This is a genomic window from Agrobacterium tumefaciens (assembly GCA_025560025.1).
In the GTDB taxonomy this organism is placed as follows: domain Bacteria; phylum Pseudomonadota; class Alphaproteobacteria; order Rhizobiales; family Rhizobiaceae; genus Agrobacterium.
The window spans coordinates 2029560-2044235 of record CP048485.1; the positions used below are offsets into that span (position 1 = coordinate 2029560).

At 60.0% G+C, this 14676-nt stretch carries 17 protein-coding genes and 1 tRNA gene; 14 read left to right on the plus strand and 4 right to left on the minus strand.

Annotated elements, in window-relative coordinates:
* Positions 1 to 137 precede the first annotated feature (137 nt).
* The gene (locus tag FY152_09950; protein UXS32395.1) at positions 138 to 1142 is read left to right on the plus strand and encodes a LysR family transcriptional regulator; all 1005 of its coding nucleotides are present in this window, start codon (positions 138 to 140) and stop codon (positions 1140 to 1142) included.
* 72 nt (positions 1143 to 1214) lie between these two features.
* Positions 1215 to 1691, plus strand: a complete 477-nt coding sequence (locus FY152_09955; GenBank protein UXS32396.1) for a hypothetical protein — start codon at positions 1215 to 1217, stop codon at positions 1689 to 1691.
* Positions 1692 to 1743: 52 nt separating this feature from the next.
* On the opposite strand, the gene FY152_09960 is transcribed toward FY152_09955, so the two are convergent.
* Together FY152_09960 and FY152_09965 are read right to left on the minus strand one after the other, a co-directional pair.
* On the minus strand, positions 1744 to 2019 hold the full coding sequence (locus FY152_09960) for a hypothetical protein (GenBank protein UXS32397.1): 276 nt from the start codon (positions 2017 to 2019) through the stop codon (positions 1744 to 1746).
* Positions 2020 to 2275: 256 nt separating this feature from the next.
* A complete protein-coding gene (locus FY152_09965) occupies positions 2276 to 2782 on the minus strand; it encodes a winged helix-turn-helix transcriptional regulator (GenBank protein ID UXS32398.1) in 507 nt (168 codons plus the stop codon).
* A 205-nt stretch (positions 2783 to 2987) separates the two neighbouring features.
* Between FY152_09965 and FY152_09970 the strand changes: the two genes are divergently transcribed.
* Positions 2988 to 3230 (plus strand): hypothetical protein, encoded by a 243-nt coding sequence (locus FY152_09970; GenBank protein ID UXS32399.1) that lies wholly within the window; start codon positions 2988 to 2990, stop codon positions 3228 to 3230.
* Between the two features lie 72 nt (positions 3231 to 3302).
* Positions 3303 to 3379, plus strand: a tRNA-Arg gene (locus tag FY152_09975).
* Positions 3380 to 3473: 94 nt separating this feature from the next.
* Here the strand turns inward: FY152_09975 and FY152_09980 are convergent.
* Positions 3474 to 3911 carry a MerR family transcriptional regulator gene (locus tag FY152_09980; GenBank protein ID UXS32400.1) on the minus strand — a complete coding sequence of 146 codons (438 nt, stop codon included), beginning with the start codon at positions 3909 to 3911 and terminating at the stop codon, positions 3474 to 3476.
* 79 nt (positions 3912 to 3990) lie between these two features.
* On the opposite strand from FY152_09980, the gene FY152_09985 reads away from it, so the two are divergent.
* Entirely contained in the window at positions 3991 to 4818 is an 828-nt protein-coding gene (locus FY152_09985) for an SDR family NAD(P)-dependent oxidoreductase (protein UXS32401.1), read from the plus strand.
* 69 nt (positions 4819 to 4887) lie between these two features.
* On the opposite strand, the gene FY152_09990 is transcribed toward FY152_09985, so the two are convergent.
* Positions 4888 to 5709 carry an inositol monophosphatase gene (locus FY152_09990; GenBank protein UXS32402.1) on the minus strand — a complete coding sequence of 274 codons (822 nt, stop codon included), beginning with the start codon at positions 5707 to 5709 and terminating at the stop codon, positions 4888 to 4890.
* A gap of 326 nt (positions 5710 to 6035) precedes the next feature.
* On the opposite strand from FY152_09990, the gene FY152_09995 reads away from it, so the two are divergent.
* The 9 genes from FY152_09995 to FY152_10035 all read left to right on the plus strand — a co-directional run bounded on the left by FY152_09995 (position 6036) and on the right by FY152_10035 (position 14627).
* On the plus strand, positions 6036 to 7388 hold the full coding sequence (locus FY152_09995) for a sugar ABC transporter substrate-binding protein (protein ID UXS32403.1): 1353 nt from the start codon (positions 6036 to 6038) through the stop codon (positions 7386 to 7388).
* 80 nt (positions 7389 to 7468) lie between these two features.
* Complete coding sequence (locus FY152_10000) at positions 7469 to 8020, plus strand: SIS domain-containing protein (GenBank protein ID UXS32404.1); 552 nt, start codon at positions 7469 to 7471, stop codon at positions 8018 to 8020.
* 40 nt (positions 8021 to 8060) lie between these two features.
* Positions 8061 to 8957: a sugar ABC transporter permease gene (locus tag FY152_10005; GenBank protein ID UXS32405.1), complete on the plus strand. Its 897-nt coding sequence runs from the start codon at positions 8061 to 8063 to the stop codon at positions 8955 to 8957.
* Positions 8957 to 9775: a carbohydrate ABC transporter permease gene (locus tag FY152_10010; protein ID UXS32406.1), complete on the plus strand. Its 819-nt coding sequence runs from the start codon at positions 8957 to 8959 to the stop codon at positions 9773 to 9775. Before FY152_10005 ends, FY152_10010 begins: the two co-directional genes overlap by 1 nt.
* Positions 9772 to 10677 (plus strand): sugar phosphate isomerase/epimerase, encoded by a 906-nt coding sequence (locus tag FY152_10015; GenBank protein ID UXS32407.1) that lies wholly within the window; start codon positions 9772 to 9774, stop codon positions 10675 to 10677. The genes FY152_10010 and FY152_10015 overlap by 4 nt, the downstream gene beginning before the upstream one ends.
* A 14-nt stretch (positions 10678 to 10691) precedes the next feature.
* Positions 10692 to 11708, plus strand: a complete 1017-nt coding sequence (locus FY152_10020; protein UXS32408.1) for a sugar-binding transcriptional regulator — start codon at positions 10692 to 10694, stop codon at positions 11706 to 11708.
* Between the two features lie 27 nt (positions 11709 to 11735).
* A complete protein-coding gene (gene ugpC / locus FY152_10025; protein ID UXS32409.1) occupies positions 11736 to 12812 on the plus strand; it encodes a sn-glycerol-3-phosphate ABC transporter ATP-binding protein UgpC in 1077 nt (358 codons plus the stop codon).
* Between the two features lie 26 nt (positions 12813 to 12838).
* Positions 12839 to 13870 (plus strand): NAD(P)-dependent alcohol dehydrogenase, encoded by a 1032-nt coding sequence (locus tag FY152_10030; protein UXS32410.1) that lies wholly within the window; start codon positions 12839 to 12841, stop codon positions 13868 to 13870.
* Positions 13871 to 13898: 28 nt separating this feature from the next.
* Positions 13899 to 14627 carry an SDR family oxidoreductase gene (locus FY152_10035; protein UXS32411.1) on the plus strand — a complete coding sequence of 243 codons (729 nt, stop codon included), beginning with the start codon at positions 13899 to 13901 and terminating at the stop codon, positions 14625 to 14627.
* The last annotated feature ends 49 nt before the right edge of the window (positions 14628 to 14676 follow it).

Here is a 14676-nt window from a genome sequence, read left to right on the forward strand (position 1 = left end):
ACAGATGCCGCTCCTCCCCGGCATTTCGCAAATTGTTCTGAATCCATATAACTGTCAAATAGAATATATCGGCTTACATATATCAATTGTGATATATTAAATCGATACAATAACCGTAGAGGGGTATGAGGTCGCGCATGAACAACCAGAAAGTGTATGAGCAGCCGCAAACAGCGGACGCGCTTTTTGTCTTTGAAGACAACCCGCTTCTGCGTGCCGGATTGAAGATGAGCCATCTTCGCATGCTTGTCATGATCGAGGAGCACGGACAGGTCAGCGCGGCGGCGGCAGCAATGAACATGACGCAGCCGGCGGCGTCGCGCATGCTCTCGGAAATGGAAGCGATCGTCAAAAGCCCGCTCTGTCAAAGAGCCTCGCGCGGCGTGGTGCTGACGAAATTCGGTGAGGCGCTGGCCCGCCGGGCCCGTACCATATTGCTGGAACTGCGCGAGGCGAGCCGCGAACTCAACCAGATGAAATCCGGCAGCGGCGGATCGGTCTATATTGGCTCCGTCACCGCACCGGCCGTCAGCCTCGTTGTTCCCGCCATAAAACGGGCGATGGACACCTATCCCGGCATCGAGATCAACGTGCAGGTGGAAAGCAGCAACGTGCTGGCCCGTGAACTGCTGGTCGCACGGCATGATTTCATCATTGGCCGCATTCCGGATGATTTCGATCCCGGCCTGTTCTCCGTCCATGAAATCGGCATAGAGCGCGCCTGTCTGGTGGTGCGTGAGGGCCACCCCCTGCTTGGCAGCGAACCCGTTACCCTCAATGACCTTTCCGCCTATGACTGGGTGTTCCAGCCGCCCGGCGCGCTCTTGCGCAGAACGATGGAAGACGTGTTTCTCACCCATGGCGTCGCCATGCCGCGCAACATCATCAACACGCCCTCCATGCTCCTGACGCTCGCCCTCATCTGCAACACCGATGCGATAGCGCCGATCGCCCAGGATATGGCCGAGTTCGTGACGGGCCAGCAGGCCGATATCGGCCGCACGCGCATCCTGCCGACGGACTTCGAACTCGTGGTCAAGCCCTATAGCATCATCACCACCAAAGGCCGCGTTTTGCCGCCCAGCGCCCGCCTGCTTTATGATCTGGTTCTGGATGAAAGCCGTAAACTCACTGGAATCTGACGCGGCAAGCCAGACGCCAACTTCATTCTATATAAGGCCGGATTTATTCAGGCTGATGCAGGGAAAAGCCGCATGCTCTTCGGACAATCCGTCTTCCAGTCGGTCGTCGAAAGACTGAAACAGGAAAAAGAAGACGAAAGCGCGGAGCAGCCGCCGCCCGCCGGCCATCGCATCGCCGGTTTCAGTTCGGGTTTCGTCGCCGACACGCATCCTGAGGCGCCGCCACCCGGAAACGGCAATCTCGACGCCTATCTCGCCTTTCTGCCGGATCCCGCTCCGCCACCGGAGCCGGAAAGCGAGCCTGAGCCCGAGCCGATGCCGGCTTATCTCGAAAAGACGTCGCTCGCCGACGTCTCAGTGGAGCTGGCAATCGATGAAACCGATACGGCAGCAACACTTGCGGAAAAACGCCGCGCTTTTGCCCGGCTCAATCATCCCGATGGGGTGAAGCCGGAATTCCGGCACAATGCGACCTTGCGCATGACCGCGGCAAATCTCCTGATCGACCAGGCGATCCGAATGCTGCGGACGCGGGCGCATTTCCGGTAAAAATATCCCGCGTCAGGCCCCGGAAATGTGCAGGCCAGAGATAAGGAGTGTCTCAGCCGGCATCGTTCCTCTCCGCCGGCGCGCTTTCGGCGGCATCATCCGATGCAGCCTTCCCTGCGTCATCCTTGCTGACATCGCTGCTATTCGCTGGTTTGAACTTCACCAACAGCTCATAGGCCGCATAGGCCGCAACGCCGCCGACGATCGTTCCCCAGAAAAACTCGCGATTGACGAATTCGATGACGGCCCATGCCGCACAAAAGCCGACGATCAGCAGCCTGACCCACAGCGGGCGATAAAGCGGATGGCTCGTATCGATATTCAGCATGGCGTCCCCCGTCCGGGCCTTCCCATCACGTTACATTGCATTGCCATCGTGCGGCGCGTCAGGGCGCAGACAGGCTAGTGCGTCTTGGCCGTTTCACAGGCAAATTGCAATGTAAATCAATCCGCAGCCGATCAGGCTGTCGTGAAAGCTGAAGATTGGCCTGGCGCCGAAAGCCGCAACAGGTCAGAAACGGCCCAAAGACGGCACTGTGCGAGGCACACTCCGTGATTGCCAACTGCGTCGCGTGATCGATGTTTTAGTCCCGCAGGCGTCCGAGCAGCGCCAGCAACTGGTCACGGGCTTTCTTGCCGCCAATCCGGTCGATCAGCTTTTCCTCACGGTCCCGCCATGCGTCAGACAGGCGGTCAAGAAGGCGACCGCCTTCATCTGTCATATCGAGAAAATGAACGCGCCTGTCCTCTTCCGATCTGCGGCGGACAAGCAGCTTCTTCTCTTCCATGCTGTCAACAATCGCGACAAAGTTGGCACGCTGGATGCCAAGCGCTTCGGCGACATCGCTCTGCTTGAGCCCCGGATTGCCGCCAACGATGACGAGAACGGAAAAATCGGCCGGCCGCAATCCCAGTTCCGCCAGCACATCGGAGAACCCGTTTGCCACGGCAAGTTGAGAGTGCCGCAAATGATAACCGATCGCAGTCGTCAGCAACCCATAGTCGATTGCCGCAGGATGCGCCGCCTCCGTGCCACCGCTTTCAGCCTTTTCCGCCCGCGGCCCGTTGCTATGTGCCAATCGCAAAGCCATCCGATCCCCCGCCTGATTCGTTCCTTTACCCTGCCGAAATCATAACCGACAATGTTGCGAAACTGTATCCCAAATAAATGTAGATGATACTAATATTGTATAATAATTTGACAGTTAATCCCCGGATAACCGAACTCTGCCAGCAGATCAACATCTCGCGAATAAGAAAAGTATGACTATTTACCCGCCGATTTTAAGGGGCTGAATGCATTTCACCCGCCTTGTTTCAAAGGCATTGCATCAATTCGGCCACCTGCGCACGACCGCGCCGAAAGCGCCGCCGGATTCGGCGATAACATACTACTTAAAAGGGAAAAAAATTTTCCACAAAAAACGCAATACGTCAGACAACACATCGCCACTTTCTAACAACGACCAATGTCGCCACCACAAAACAGGCCCCGCCCTCACCCTGCAGAAAAACAGGCACCCTTTCGCAAATCTTTGATTTTTAGACATTGATGCAAAAAGAAAGCTGGGGTATGAACCAACCGCTGCACGCGATTCAAGCGTGACCGCTGCACCCGTAGCTCAGCTGGATAGAGTGTTGGATTCCGATTCCAAAGGTCACAGGTTCGAATCCTGTCGGGTGCGCCATTTCAGCCCTTCGCAACATGGGACAATCTGCCCATTGACGCGTTCTACGCTCAATGAAGTCGCGAAAGTGGCCTGCAACCGAATCCAAACGGGCTCATGAGGCGGCCGAAGTCACCGGCTGTGTCGCATCGACGCCGCACGCATCGAAACCAGCCAGTTTGGGCTCCGGACCCTTGTTCCCGCCGTCCATCCAGGCGATTTTTGCGCGCGTATAGGCGATCATCGTGTCGAGCCCGTCCCGCTTGGCCTCCAGTTTGCCGAGTTGGCTGGCCATGATCGCGCGCCCGCGCTCGGGCGTTATATCGCCACGATGATATTCGTCGGCAATGCCGCCGATTTCTTTCAACGAGAAGCCGAGGCTCTGCATCAGGCGAATGACGCGTGCGCCATTGACCTGTTCAGCGTCGAATATCTGATAGGGATTGGCGCCCCCCTTCATACCCGTCTGCGGGTGGAGCAGCCCCTGGCGCACATAAAAGCGGACGGTATCGACACTCATTCCCGCCGCGCGCGCAAATTCCGAAATCAGCATGACGAAATTACCTATTGACCATGGACCATACTCCACCCTTATAGAGTGCGGCTCTATTGAATAGGAGTCAAAAATCGACATGAAAACTGCTCTTGTGACCGGCGCATCGTCGGGAATCGGCGAAGCGACGACCCGTCAGCTCGTCAAAGACGGCTACAAGGTATTCGCCGCCGCCCGGCGACTCGACCGGATGAAACCGCTTGAAGCCTTGGGAGTGACACTTGTTCCGCTCGATCTCACTGACGACGCCTCGATCGTCGCTGCGGTGGCGGACGTCGAACGCGCTGCGGGCGGGCGGCTCGACGTGCTCGTCAACAATGCCGGCTATGGTAGCTATGGCGCGCTTGAGGATGTGCCGATGGGAGAGGGCCGCCGCCAGGTCGAAGTGAACTTGATGGGTCTGGCGCGGCTCAGCCAACTCGTCATTCCGCTCATGCGGGCGCAAAAGTCTGGAACGATCGTCAATGTCACTTCGGTCGGCGGCAAACTCGGCGAGCCGTTCGGCAGCTGGTATCACGCCACCAAGTTCGCGGTGGAAGGGCTCTCCGATTGCATGCGGCTCGAACTCAAACCATTTGGCATTCGCGTGATCGTTATCGAACCCGGCGCAATCCGCAGCGAATGGAACGAAATCGCGCGCGACAGCTTGCTTGCGCGATCAGGAGTCACGGCCTACGGCCCCTATGCTCGACGCCATGCCGCGATGCTGAAAAGCGCCGACGCTTCAAGCATGGCCTCTCCGCCTGAAGTCGTTGCGCGGACGATCGGCAAGGTCGTGGCGGCGCGCAATCCGCGCCCGCGCTATGCTACCGGCGGCGGTGCCAAATTGATTATGTTTCTTACCTGGCTGCTTCCCGATCGACTGATCGACAGCATGTTGTGGCGAATGTCGCAGAGTGCCGGCTAACCGGCTATTCGCCATAGTCCCGGAGGCGGAAAGTCGGCGTGGAGAAAGGCGCGTCAACCAGACAGCACACTATCTCCTCGCCCCGGCCTCCGGCTCAGCGGCTTCGCTTATACGCTTCAGATCGGCGAAAACATGGGCATTTCCCGCCCAGATTGGTCCCGGATCCAAAAGGGTTCCGGTAAATTCCGCCTGCCCTCCAGCCTCCCGGATAAGAAGCAGGCCCGCCATGCAGTCCCAACTGAAAAGACGTGGATCATAATAGCCGCACAAGCGGCTGGCCGCGACATAGGCGAGCATCAATGCACCGGAGCCGACACGGAAAATCACGCCACCCTCACGATAAAGCCTGGTCACGAACTCTCCGGCCTGATCGGCGTCCGCGCGTTCCGTCGCGCCGAAGCCAACGGGGATCGTGGCGATCGTCCAGTCGTCCCGCATAAGGAGCTGCCGGCCATTGAGCCAGGCGCCCTGCCCCCGCATCGCATGGTAGATTTCCTTGAGAACCGGCGCAAAAACGACCCCGGCGACAAGCTCGTCTCCCTCCAGGACGGCGATTGAAACCGTCCAGTTGGGTTGGCCCGTCAGAAAGGCCATCGTTCCATCGATCGGATCGATAACCCATTTGAAAGTGGAGCGGCCGTCAGTCGGGGCGTTTTCCTCGCCGATAATCGCATCATCAGGAAAATGGCTGGAAATCTGGTGCCGGAGATAGGCCTCGACCGACCGGTCCGCCTCGCTGACCAGATCCTGCGGCGAGCTTTTGACCTGGGCGGTCAACCGCCTCGGATGGGAGAAAAGGCGCTTTGCCTTGCTACCGGCGCGCCGGGCGATCTTGCGCGCGAATGCCGCACGAACGCCGATCTCATCTGTGGAATTGCGCTTCGGAAGCATCTTTTACCATTCCTCCCCCTACCGCGCTCTGATGCCATATTTTTACGATCGATGCTATTGCAAATTTTAAAATACAAATGTATCGAATAGTGGAAATGTGAAGAATGCATTTTTATAAACAACTGAAATTCATAAACTATCCGTCTTTTGCGGAGGGCGGAGCTTTGCTCCGCATCAGACGAAACCCAACCATCGACTGCTTTTGAACGGTGCTTCCGCAGGATCAACGCCCTGCAAAAAATGCCGCACAGCATCAGGTTGAACTGACAATTACCGGAGAGAAAGCCAGGCCAGCCCGAAAGCAGCCGGCACGAAGGAGGAAAGAAATGAAAGCAAAATTTAGCACCATTGTGAGCGCTCTGGCGATTGCCGTCGCGTCTTCGAGCCTGCCGTCCGTCGCGTCTGCGGCAGACTGGCTGGAAACGGCGGCGGCCCCGCTCAAGGGCACCGAAATCAGCGGCATTTTCCTGGATCGTCCCGGCTACCGCGCCATCATCAAGCTGCTTCCGGAATTCGAAAAGAAGACCGGCATCAAGGTGAACTACGAGATCGTTCCCTATGAGAACACCCGCGAAAAGCAGGTGCTGAACTTCACCTCGCGCGGGGATTTGACCCTTGCGCTGGTCGACCTCGTATGGATTGGCGAATTTGCCGAAAGCGGCTGGATCGTACCGATTGACGATCTGACCAAGGACAAATCCATCACCGACCCGAACCTCAAGCTCGATGGCTTCTTCCCGCTACTGCTCGACGCCTTCGGTTCATGGGGCGGCACCACCTACGGTCTGCCGTTCGATAACTATTCGGGCCTGCTGTTCTATAATTCGTGCAAGCTGAAGGAGGCGGGTTTCGACAAGCCGCCGGCCACATGGCAGGAACTCAAGGACGTCTACGGCCCCAAGCTGACGGACGCTTCCAAGAACCAGTATGCCTATGCGCTTCAGTCCCGTCGCGGCGAAACGCAATCGGCCGACAGCTTTATGCGCTTCCTGTGGCCATTCGGCGGCTCGCTGCTCACCAAGGAGTTCAAGTCCAATCTTCTAAGCAAGGAAAGCCAGACCGGCCTGACCTTCCGTCAGGATCTGGCCAAGTACATGCCGCCGGGCGTCGTGAGCTGGGATCACGCGGAGGCAGTCAACGCGCTTGCGCAGGGCCAGGTATCGATGATCACCGAATGGTCGGCCTTCTACGGTACCTTGGTCGATCCGGCGACATCGAAGCTCGGCGATTGCCTTGCGGTCGCGCCCGAACCCGCCGGCCCGGCCGGTCGCCTGCCTGCGCTTGGCGGCTTCTCTCTCGCCGTCGCCGAACAGGCCTCCGAAGAGCAGAAGAAGGCAAGCTGGCTGTTCATTCAATGGGCAACGTCGGAAGCCATCGCCAAGGACTATGTTGAAGCTGGCGGCGTTTCCGGCCGCAAGGCTGTCTATGACGACCCGGCAATCAAGGCGAAGTATAAGTTCGTCGACCCGATGGTCGCCTCCTGGCAGGCCGGCGTCCCTGAGTTCCGTCCGCGCTTCCCGGCCTGGCCTGCCATTTCCGAAGTCGTCGCCGAATGGGGCTCAAAGATGCAGCTTGGTGAAGTGACCGTGGAGAACGGCGCCAAGGAAATCGGCACACGCACCGAGGAAATCCTTGGCAAGGATGGTTATTACGACGGCAAGAAGAAGCTGCTGCAGTAATCCCGACCTCCCGGAGGACGGCGGGTCTCATCCCCCGCCGTCCTTTCTTCCTTCTTCACAAGAGTTCCGGTTGACCCGTAATGCTAGAACACTCCCGACAGGCCCTTGAAGAAATCGCCGAAAGCCTCGAACGGATAAATCCCGCCGACTTCGACGCCAGCGTCCGCGAAATTGCCGATGCCCGCAGGATCGCGCTTTACGGCGTCGGTCGCGAAGGACTTCAGATCAGGGGGCTGGCCATGCGGCTGTTCCATCTCGGCCTTGCCGCATCCGTCGTTGGCGACATGACGACGCCGAGCCTCGGCAAGGGTGATCTTCTGGTCGCTTCGGCCGGTCCGGGCGACTTCTCGACAGTTTCCGCCCTGATGGGCGTTGCGCATGAGGCGGGTGCACGTGTCCTGCTCGTCACCGCGCAGGCAGACGGCAAGGCCGCGGGCCGGGCCGACACCGTTCTCACGGTTCCGGCGCAAACCATGGCGAACGACCAGGGCTCCGATATTTCGGTGTTGCCCATGGGCTCGCTCTATGAGGGAGCACTTTATGTGCTCTTCGAACTTCTGATCCTTTCGCTTCGTGCACGCCTCGGCATTTCCGCCGACGCCATGCGGGCGAACCACACCAATCTCGAGTGACTTCACCGATGCGGCCGCACCCGGTGCCTGAGAGGACGTTATGATTCAAACCAAACCAAACCGAGGATATGGACGCTGGACGCCGGCATGGTTTCTGGCGCCCGCGGTTATCGCGCTGTTCCTGATCGGCATCTACCCCACGCTCTTTGCGCTCGTCACCTCGTTCCGGCGATACAACATCGCCCGCCCGCGTGAGGGCTTTCCCTTCATCGGTTTTGAAAACTACGCCTCGGTTCTGACGGACAGCACCTTCTGGGCAAGCCTCTTCCTCACCGCCAAATTCTACGTGACGGTGCTGCCGATCCAGATCGCGCTTGGTATGGGGGTGGCCCTGCTGCTCCACAAGACCGGTCTCGGCCTTCTGAAATCGCTGGCCCGCGTTACGCTCGTCGTGCCGCTTGCCACCACCTATGCCGTCGTCGGCCTTATCGGCCGGTTGATCTTCAACCGCGATTTCGGAGTGGCGAACCAGTTTCTCGGCATGTTCGGTTTTGAAAGCTTCGACTGGCTCGGCTCGCCCGGCGGCGCCTTCGCCGCCATCGTCATCATGGATGTATGGCAGTGGACACCGTTCTGCGCCCTCATCTTCCTGGCCGGCCTTTCCATGGTGCCCGGCGAGATCGAGGAAGCGGCGAGACTTGAGACCTCGTCGAAACTCTCGCTGCTGCGCTACGTGCAGCTGCCCTACCTCATGCCCGGGCTCACCGCCGTGATGATCCTTCGCTCGGCCGACGTCCTCAAACTGTTCGACATGGTGTTCGTGATGACACGCGGCGGACCGGGTTCCGCGACCGATCTCGTGTCCATCTACATCCAGCGCGTCGGCTTCCGCATCTTCGACCTTGGCACGGCCTCGGCGCAGGCGATCCTGCTGCTCATCCTCACCGTGCTGATCAGCCGTCTCTATATTCGCGTATTCTACAAGGAGGTTAACTGATGCGTCTCTCATCCGGCACCATCCTGCATGCCATCGGCCTGACCGCAGTTGTCCTCTTCTCGCTTTTCCCATTCCTCTGGATGGTGGCTGCGAGCTTCAAGACGCAATCGGATATTCTCGCCTCGCCGCCAATGTGGTTTTTCACCCCCACTCTGGAAAATTACGAGGCCATCTTCGCCGATTCCAAGGTGCTCGGCGCGGTGGGGCATTCATTGCTGATCGCCTCCGCCACCACCATTCTTGCGGTCATACTCGGTGCGCCGGCCGCCTTCGCGCTGGCCCGTTATGAATTTCGGGGCAAGTCGGACCTGTGGTTCTGGTTCATCTCGAACCGCATGACGAGCCCGATCGTGCTTGCGCTCCCGGTCTATCTGCTGGCGATGCAGGCCAATCTGCTCGATACCCATATCGTGCTGATCCTGATCTATCTGACCTTCAACCTGCCGATCGTCGTATGGATCTGCACCGACCAGTTCAAGTCGATCCCTTCCGACCTGGAGCAGGCGGCGCGACTGGACGGCGCCGATCAGTTCACCATCTTCCGCAAAATCTACCTGCCGCTCGGTGCGCCGGGGATTGCCGTCTCGGCCATCTTCTCCTTCATCTTCTCCTGGAACGAGCTGCTTTACGCGCTGGTGCTGACCCGCCGTAACGTGCAGACCGCGCCGGTGATCGCGACCAGCTTCATGTCCGGTTACGAGTTGCCCTGGGGCAAGATCATGGCCACCGGAACGGTGATCGTGCTGCCGGTCACGATCTTTGCCCTCATCGTATCGCGCCATATGGTGCGCGGCCTGACCATGGGGGCGACCAAGTGACGGATCCTATCGCCTTCGGCCTCAACCTTTCCTTCTGCGTCAAGCGCTGGGTTACGTCCGGACTTTGGGCTCCGTTGGTGCGCGAGCGCATGGGGGTCGATCTCGTGCAGTTTTCGCTGGATCTCGTCGATCCCATGTGGCCATCCGCCGTGCTGGACCGTCATGCCGATACGATCCGCAGGGATGCATCCGTCACCGGCATCACCATCCATAGCGCCTTCATCGGGCTTGCGCATTACACCTTCAACCAGCTGCTTCATCCGGATCCGGATGTACGCGACTATGCCGAAGCGTGGCTCGGTCGTGCCTATGCCTTTGCCGCCAGGGCCGGAATAAAAAGCGTCGGCGGTCCGCTCGGAGCGACGGCCTCGCGGATAGACGGCAGGGAGGCGGATGCGATCTCCGATGCGGACTATGCCGACCTCATCGCCCGCATGATACGTCTTGCGGATCGGGCAAAAACCGAAGGCCTGACCCGTCTTTATGTCGAACCGACCCCCCTGCGCCGCGAATGGCCGTGGACGGTGGCGCAGGCGCGGCGGATGATGGACGATGTTTCGGAAAGCGCCGTAGCCTGGAACTATTGTCTCGACTGGGGCCACGGAACTGTGGAGCCGCTCTATGGCAAAGCCGGCGCAGACATGGAGCCGTGGTTAAGCGGCCTTCGCGATGTCGTCGGCGCGCTGCACGTCCAGCAGACCGATTTCCAGTTCGATCGCCACTGGGATTTCACCACGCAGGGCCGGGTCGATCCGGCGGAGGTGGCGTCGCTCGTCCGCAGAACAGGGCTGGCGGGTGCGCCCGTCTTCCTCGAAGTGTTCTATCCTTTCGAACAGGATGACGCTTCCATCCTTGACGCCGTCGAAAAATCCGCGTCGCTTCTCCGCAACGCTTTTGCATGAGAACGGAACCAGACATGGACGATGGCAACAATAATTTCGACGCAAACACCGGCACCGTGCGGGACATGGAAGCCGAGCAGCTCAAGGCGCGCGTGGCCTGGTTCTATTTCGTCGGCGGTCTGACACAGCAGGAGATCGCCGACCGGGTGGGCGTGACGCGCCTGCGCGTGAACAAGATCCTCGGTCAGGTTCGCTCCGACGGATCGGTCGTGGTGGATATACGTCTTCCGCTGGTCAATTGTGTCAACCTCGAACAGCAGCTCAAGGCCCGCTTCGGGCTGGATCATGTCACGGTCGTGCCCACCCTGCCCGACGCCGGGGAGCAACAGCGGGTGATTGGCGACGCCGCTGGCACTCTGCTCGACAGCCTTCTCGAAAACGGCATGGGCCTCGGCGTCGGCTGGGGCAAGACGCTTGCCGCCGGACTGCGCCGCATGACGCCCCGTTCGCTGCCCGATAGCTGGGTAACCTCGCTGATGGGCGGCGTGACACGCGGCTCCGGCTCCAGCACCTTCGAAGTGGCGACAGGCTATGCGCGGATCATCGCGGCGGATTGCTATTATCTGGTTGCGCCGCTCTACTTCCCGACCGTCGAAAGCCGCGAAATCCTGCTCTCGCATCACGGTATTCGTGAAACCATGCGGCGGGCCAGGGCAGTTGATGTGGCGCTTCTGTCCTGTGGCGACATGACCGAGCGCTCGCTGCTGATCAAAGTCCCGACGGTGGCCGAAAATGTCGACGCTCTGATCGCGGCCGGTGCAGTCGGCGACCTGCTGGGGGTCTTTCTCGATGCGGATGGCAATCCGGTCGATCACCCCCTGAATGAGCGGGTTCTCTCGCTCAGTCTCCTCGAACTCAAGAACGTGCGGCATTCCATCCTCGCCTCGGGTGGACTGCACAAGGTGCCCGTTATCCATGCCATCATCAAGGCCGGCTACATCAGACGGCTCGTGACTGACGAAGAATGTGCGGCAGCGCTGCTGGAGCGCGCGGGCGAAAACCCGCGCCTTCCCGCCGGCGATATGCCGTAACGCCAAGTGATCCGGAGTTTGAAATCCATGACGTTCCTGCAACTCAATAATATTCAGAAAAAGTTCGGAGAAATCTCCGTCATCAAGGGCGTGAGCTTTTCCGCGACGAAAGGTGAATTCGTCGTTTTCGTCGGCCCGTCCGGTTGTGGCAAGTCAACGCTCCTGCGCATGATCGCGGGGCTGGAGGACGTCAGCGACGGCGTTCTGACCATCGACGGCAAGGACGTCACCTATGAGGAACCCGCCAAACGCGAGGTTTCCATGGTGTTCCAGTCCTATGCGCTCTACCCGCATATGAGCGTGTTCGAGAACATGGCTTTCGGCCTGCGGATGGCAAAGCTGCCGGAAAACGAGATCAAGGCCCGCGTTGCCGAAGCAGCCCGCATCCTCCAGCTCGAACAGCTTCTGGAGCGCAAGCCGCGCGCCCTTTCCGGCGGCCAGCGGCAGCGCGTGGCAATCGGCCGGTCCATCGTTCGCAATCCGAAAATCTTCCTGTTCGACGAGCCGCTTTCGAACCTCGATGCTGACCTGCGCACCCAGATGCGCGTCGAAATCGCCAAGCTGCACCGCAATCTCGGCGCAACCATGGTCTATGTCACACACGATCAGGTGGAAGCGATGACGCTTGCCGACCGTATCGTGGTTCTGCGGGCGGGCCTGGTCGAGCAGATCGGTACGCCGACCGAACTCTATGACCGCCCCGCCAACACCTTTGTCGCAGGTTTCATCGGCTCGCCGAAGATGAATTTCATCGCAGCCAGGGTGTCGGCGGTCACGGATGGCACGCTGACGCTTGCCCACACCGCCTTCATCGGCGGCACGCTGACGGTGCAACGCGCCACGCGCGCCAAAGTCGGCGACACCGTAACCGTCGGCCTGCGCCCCGAACATCTGGTGATCAATGGCGACACGGCGATTCTCGCCCTTGAGGCGGATTTTTCCGAAAACCTCGGTGGCGCTACGCAGATCTATGCCAAGGCGCATGACACGCCGATCATCATCGTCGCCCCCGGCCGGCCCGACCTTGCCGTCGGCACCAGCTTCACCGCCGGCATCGATGCGGGCCACATTTATCTTTTCGACGCCGAAGGCAAGGCGCTCTGATCTCCGGAAGAATGGGCGGATACACCATGATTGCTCTTGTACTCGAACGTAAAGGCGAATTGTCGCTCCGGGACATCGATCTGCCGAGCAGGGTCGGCCCGGATGACGTCAAGATCGCCATCCATACAGTGGGCGTCTGCGGCAGCGACGTGCATTATTACACCCATGGCGCCATCGGCTCCTTCGTGGTGCGCGAACCGATGGTGCTCGGCCATGAGGCGGCCGGCACGGTTACGGCCGTTGGCGACCGGGTGAAAGGATTTGCGATCGGCGACCGCGTCTGCATGGAACCGGGCGTACCCAACCTCTCGTCGCGGGCCGCCAAGCTCGGCATCTACAATGTCGATCCCGACGTGCGTTTCTGGGCAACGCCACCGATCCATGGTGTGCTGACGCCGGAGGTGGTCCATCCCGCCGCCTTCACCTACAAGCTGCCGGACAATGTGTCCTTTGCGGAAGGCGCCATGGTCGAGCCCTTTGCCGTTGGCTTGCAGGCGGCGACCCGCGCCCGCATCACCCCCGGCGATGTGGCTGTCGTCATCGGCTGCGGCCCCATCGGCATCATGACGGCGCTGGCGGCGCTGGCGGGCGGCTGCTCGCGCGTTATCATCTCGGACCTTTCCGTTCCGAAGCTGAAAATCGCCGCGCAATATGATGGCATCGAGACGGTGGATATTACGCGGGCTTCGCTGCCCGAGGCCGTAAAGGCGGCAACAGACGGCTGGGGCGCCGATATCGTGTTCGAGGCCAGCGGTAGCCCAAAGGCGTATAGCGGCATCTTCGATCTGCTTCGTCCGGGCGGTGCCGTGGTACTGGTCGGCTTGCCGGTGGAACAGACGGCCTTCGACGTCGCCGGTGCCATCATCAAGGAAGCACGCGTCGAGACCGTGTTCCGCTACGCCAACAATTTCGATCGCGCTGTCAACCTGATCGCATCCGGCAAGGTGGATTTGAAACCGCTGATTACCGACACCTTCGCATTCAAGGACAGCATCGCCGCATTCGAGCGGGCCGCCAAGGGGCTGCCGGAAGATGTGAAGCTGCAGATCCGTTTCTGAGCGGAAACGACCGGGGGGATATCGAGAAATGGCTGAGATCATGAAAGGCAAGGTCGCCGCAATCACCGGCGCGGCTTCGGGCATCGGGCTGGAATGCGCCAGAACGCTGGCGGCGGCAGGGGCAACCGTCGTCCTGATAGACCGCGCCGGCGAGCGGCTGAAAGCGCTTTGCGACGACATCGGGGAACGGGCGGTGCCGCTGGTCGCGGACCTGCTCGACACCGCGCAGTGCTCGGGACTTCTGCCCCGCATTCTCGACCGTACCGGCCGGCTCGACATTTTCCACGCAAATGCCGGCGCTTATGTCGGAGGACCGGTCACGGAGGGCGATCCGGACGCCTGGGACCGGATGCTGAACCTCAACATCAACGCCGCCTTCCGTTCCGTGCACGCGGTTCTGCCTTACATGGTGGAGCAGAAATCAGGTGACATCCTTTTCACCAGTTCGGTGGCGGGGGTGGTCCCTGTCGTCTGGGAGCCTGTCTATACCGCTTCAAAATTCGCGGTGCAGGCCTTTGTTCACACCACGCGCCGACAGGTCGCGCCGCATGGCGTGCGGGTCGGGGCAATATTGCCGGGCCCAGTTGTAACGGCTCTTCTGGACGACTGGCCGAAGGAAAAAATGGCCGAGGCGTTGGCCAATGGCAGCCTGATGCAGCCCGTAGAAGTCGCGGAGGCCGTGCTGTTCATGCTGTCGCGTCCGCGCAATGTCGTCATCCGCGATCTTGTCATCCTGCCCAATAATGTAGATTTATAGACGAAATGGAGGTTTCGGCGGCTGCGTGCCGCCGTCAAGGCAGGGTCGG

Bases quoted from the DNA above. Each gene is read 5' to 3' on its own strand.
- FY152_10020 (UXS32408.1), top strand. From the start codon at position 10,692: ATGGACGATGGCAACAATAATTTCGACGCAAACACCGGCACCGTGCGG.
- FY152_09960 (UXS32397.1), bottom strand. From the start codon at position 2,019: ATGCTGAATATCGATACGAGCCATCCGCTTTATCGCCCGCTGTGGGTC.
- FY152_09985 (UXS32401.1), top strand. From the start codon at position 3,991: ATGAAAACTGCTCTTGTGACCGGCGCATCGTCGGGAATCGGCGAAGCG.
- FY152_09965 (UXS32398.1), bottom strand. From the start codon at position 2,782: ATGGCTTTGCGATTGGCACATAGCAACGGGCCGCGGGCGGAAAAGGCT.
- FY152_09950 (UXS32395.1), top strand. From the start codon at position 138: ATGAACAACCAGAAAGTGTATGAGCAGCCGCAAACAGCGGACGCGCTT.
- FY152_10035 (UXS32411.1), top strand. From the start codon at position 13,899: ATGGCTGAGATCATGAAAGGCAAGGTCGCCGCAATCACCGGCGCGGCT.
- FY152_10005 (UXS32405.1), top strand. From the start codon at position 8,061: ATGATTCAAACCAAACCAAACCGAGGATATGGACGCTGGACGCCGGCA.
- FY152_09995 (UXS32403.1), top strand. From the start codon at position 6,036: ATGAAAGCAAAATTTAGCACCATTGTGAGCGCTCTGGCGATTGCCGTC.
- FY152_09970 (UXS32399.1), top strand. From the start codon at position 2,988: ATGCATTTCACCCGCCTTGTTTCAAAGGCATTGCATCAATTCGGCCAC.
- FY152_09990 (UXS32402.1), bottom strand. From the start codon at position 5,709: ATGCTTCCGAAGCGCAATTCCACAGATGAGATCGGCGTTCGTGCGGCA.
- FY152_10010 (UXS32406.1), top strand. From the start codon at position 8,957: ATGCGTCTCTCATCCGGCACCATCCTGCATGCCATCGGCCTGACCGCA.
- ugpC (UXS32409.1), top strand. From the start codon at position 11,736: ATGACGTTCCTGCAACTCAATAATATTCAGAAAAAGTTCGGAGAAATC.
- FY152_09955 (UXS32396.1), top strand. From the start codon at position 1,215: ATGCTCTTCGGACAATCCGTCTTCCAGTCGGTCGTCGAAAGACTGAAA.
- FY152_10000 (UXS32404.1), top strand. From the start codon at position 7,469: ATGCTAGAACACTCCCGACAGGCCCTTGAAGAAATCGCCGAAAGCCTC.
- FY152_09980 (UXS32400.1), bottom strand. From the start codon at position 3,911: ATGCTGATTTCGGAATTTGCGCGCGCGGCGGGAATGAGTGTCGATACC.
- FY152_10030 (UXS32410.1), top strand. From the start codon at position 12,839: ATGATTGCTCTTGTACTCGAACGTAAAGGCGAATTGTCGCTCCGGGAC.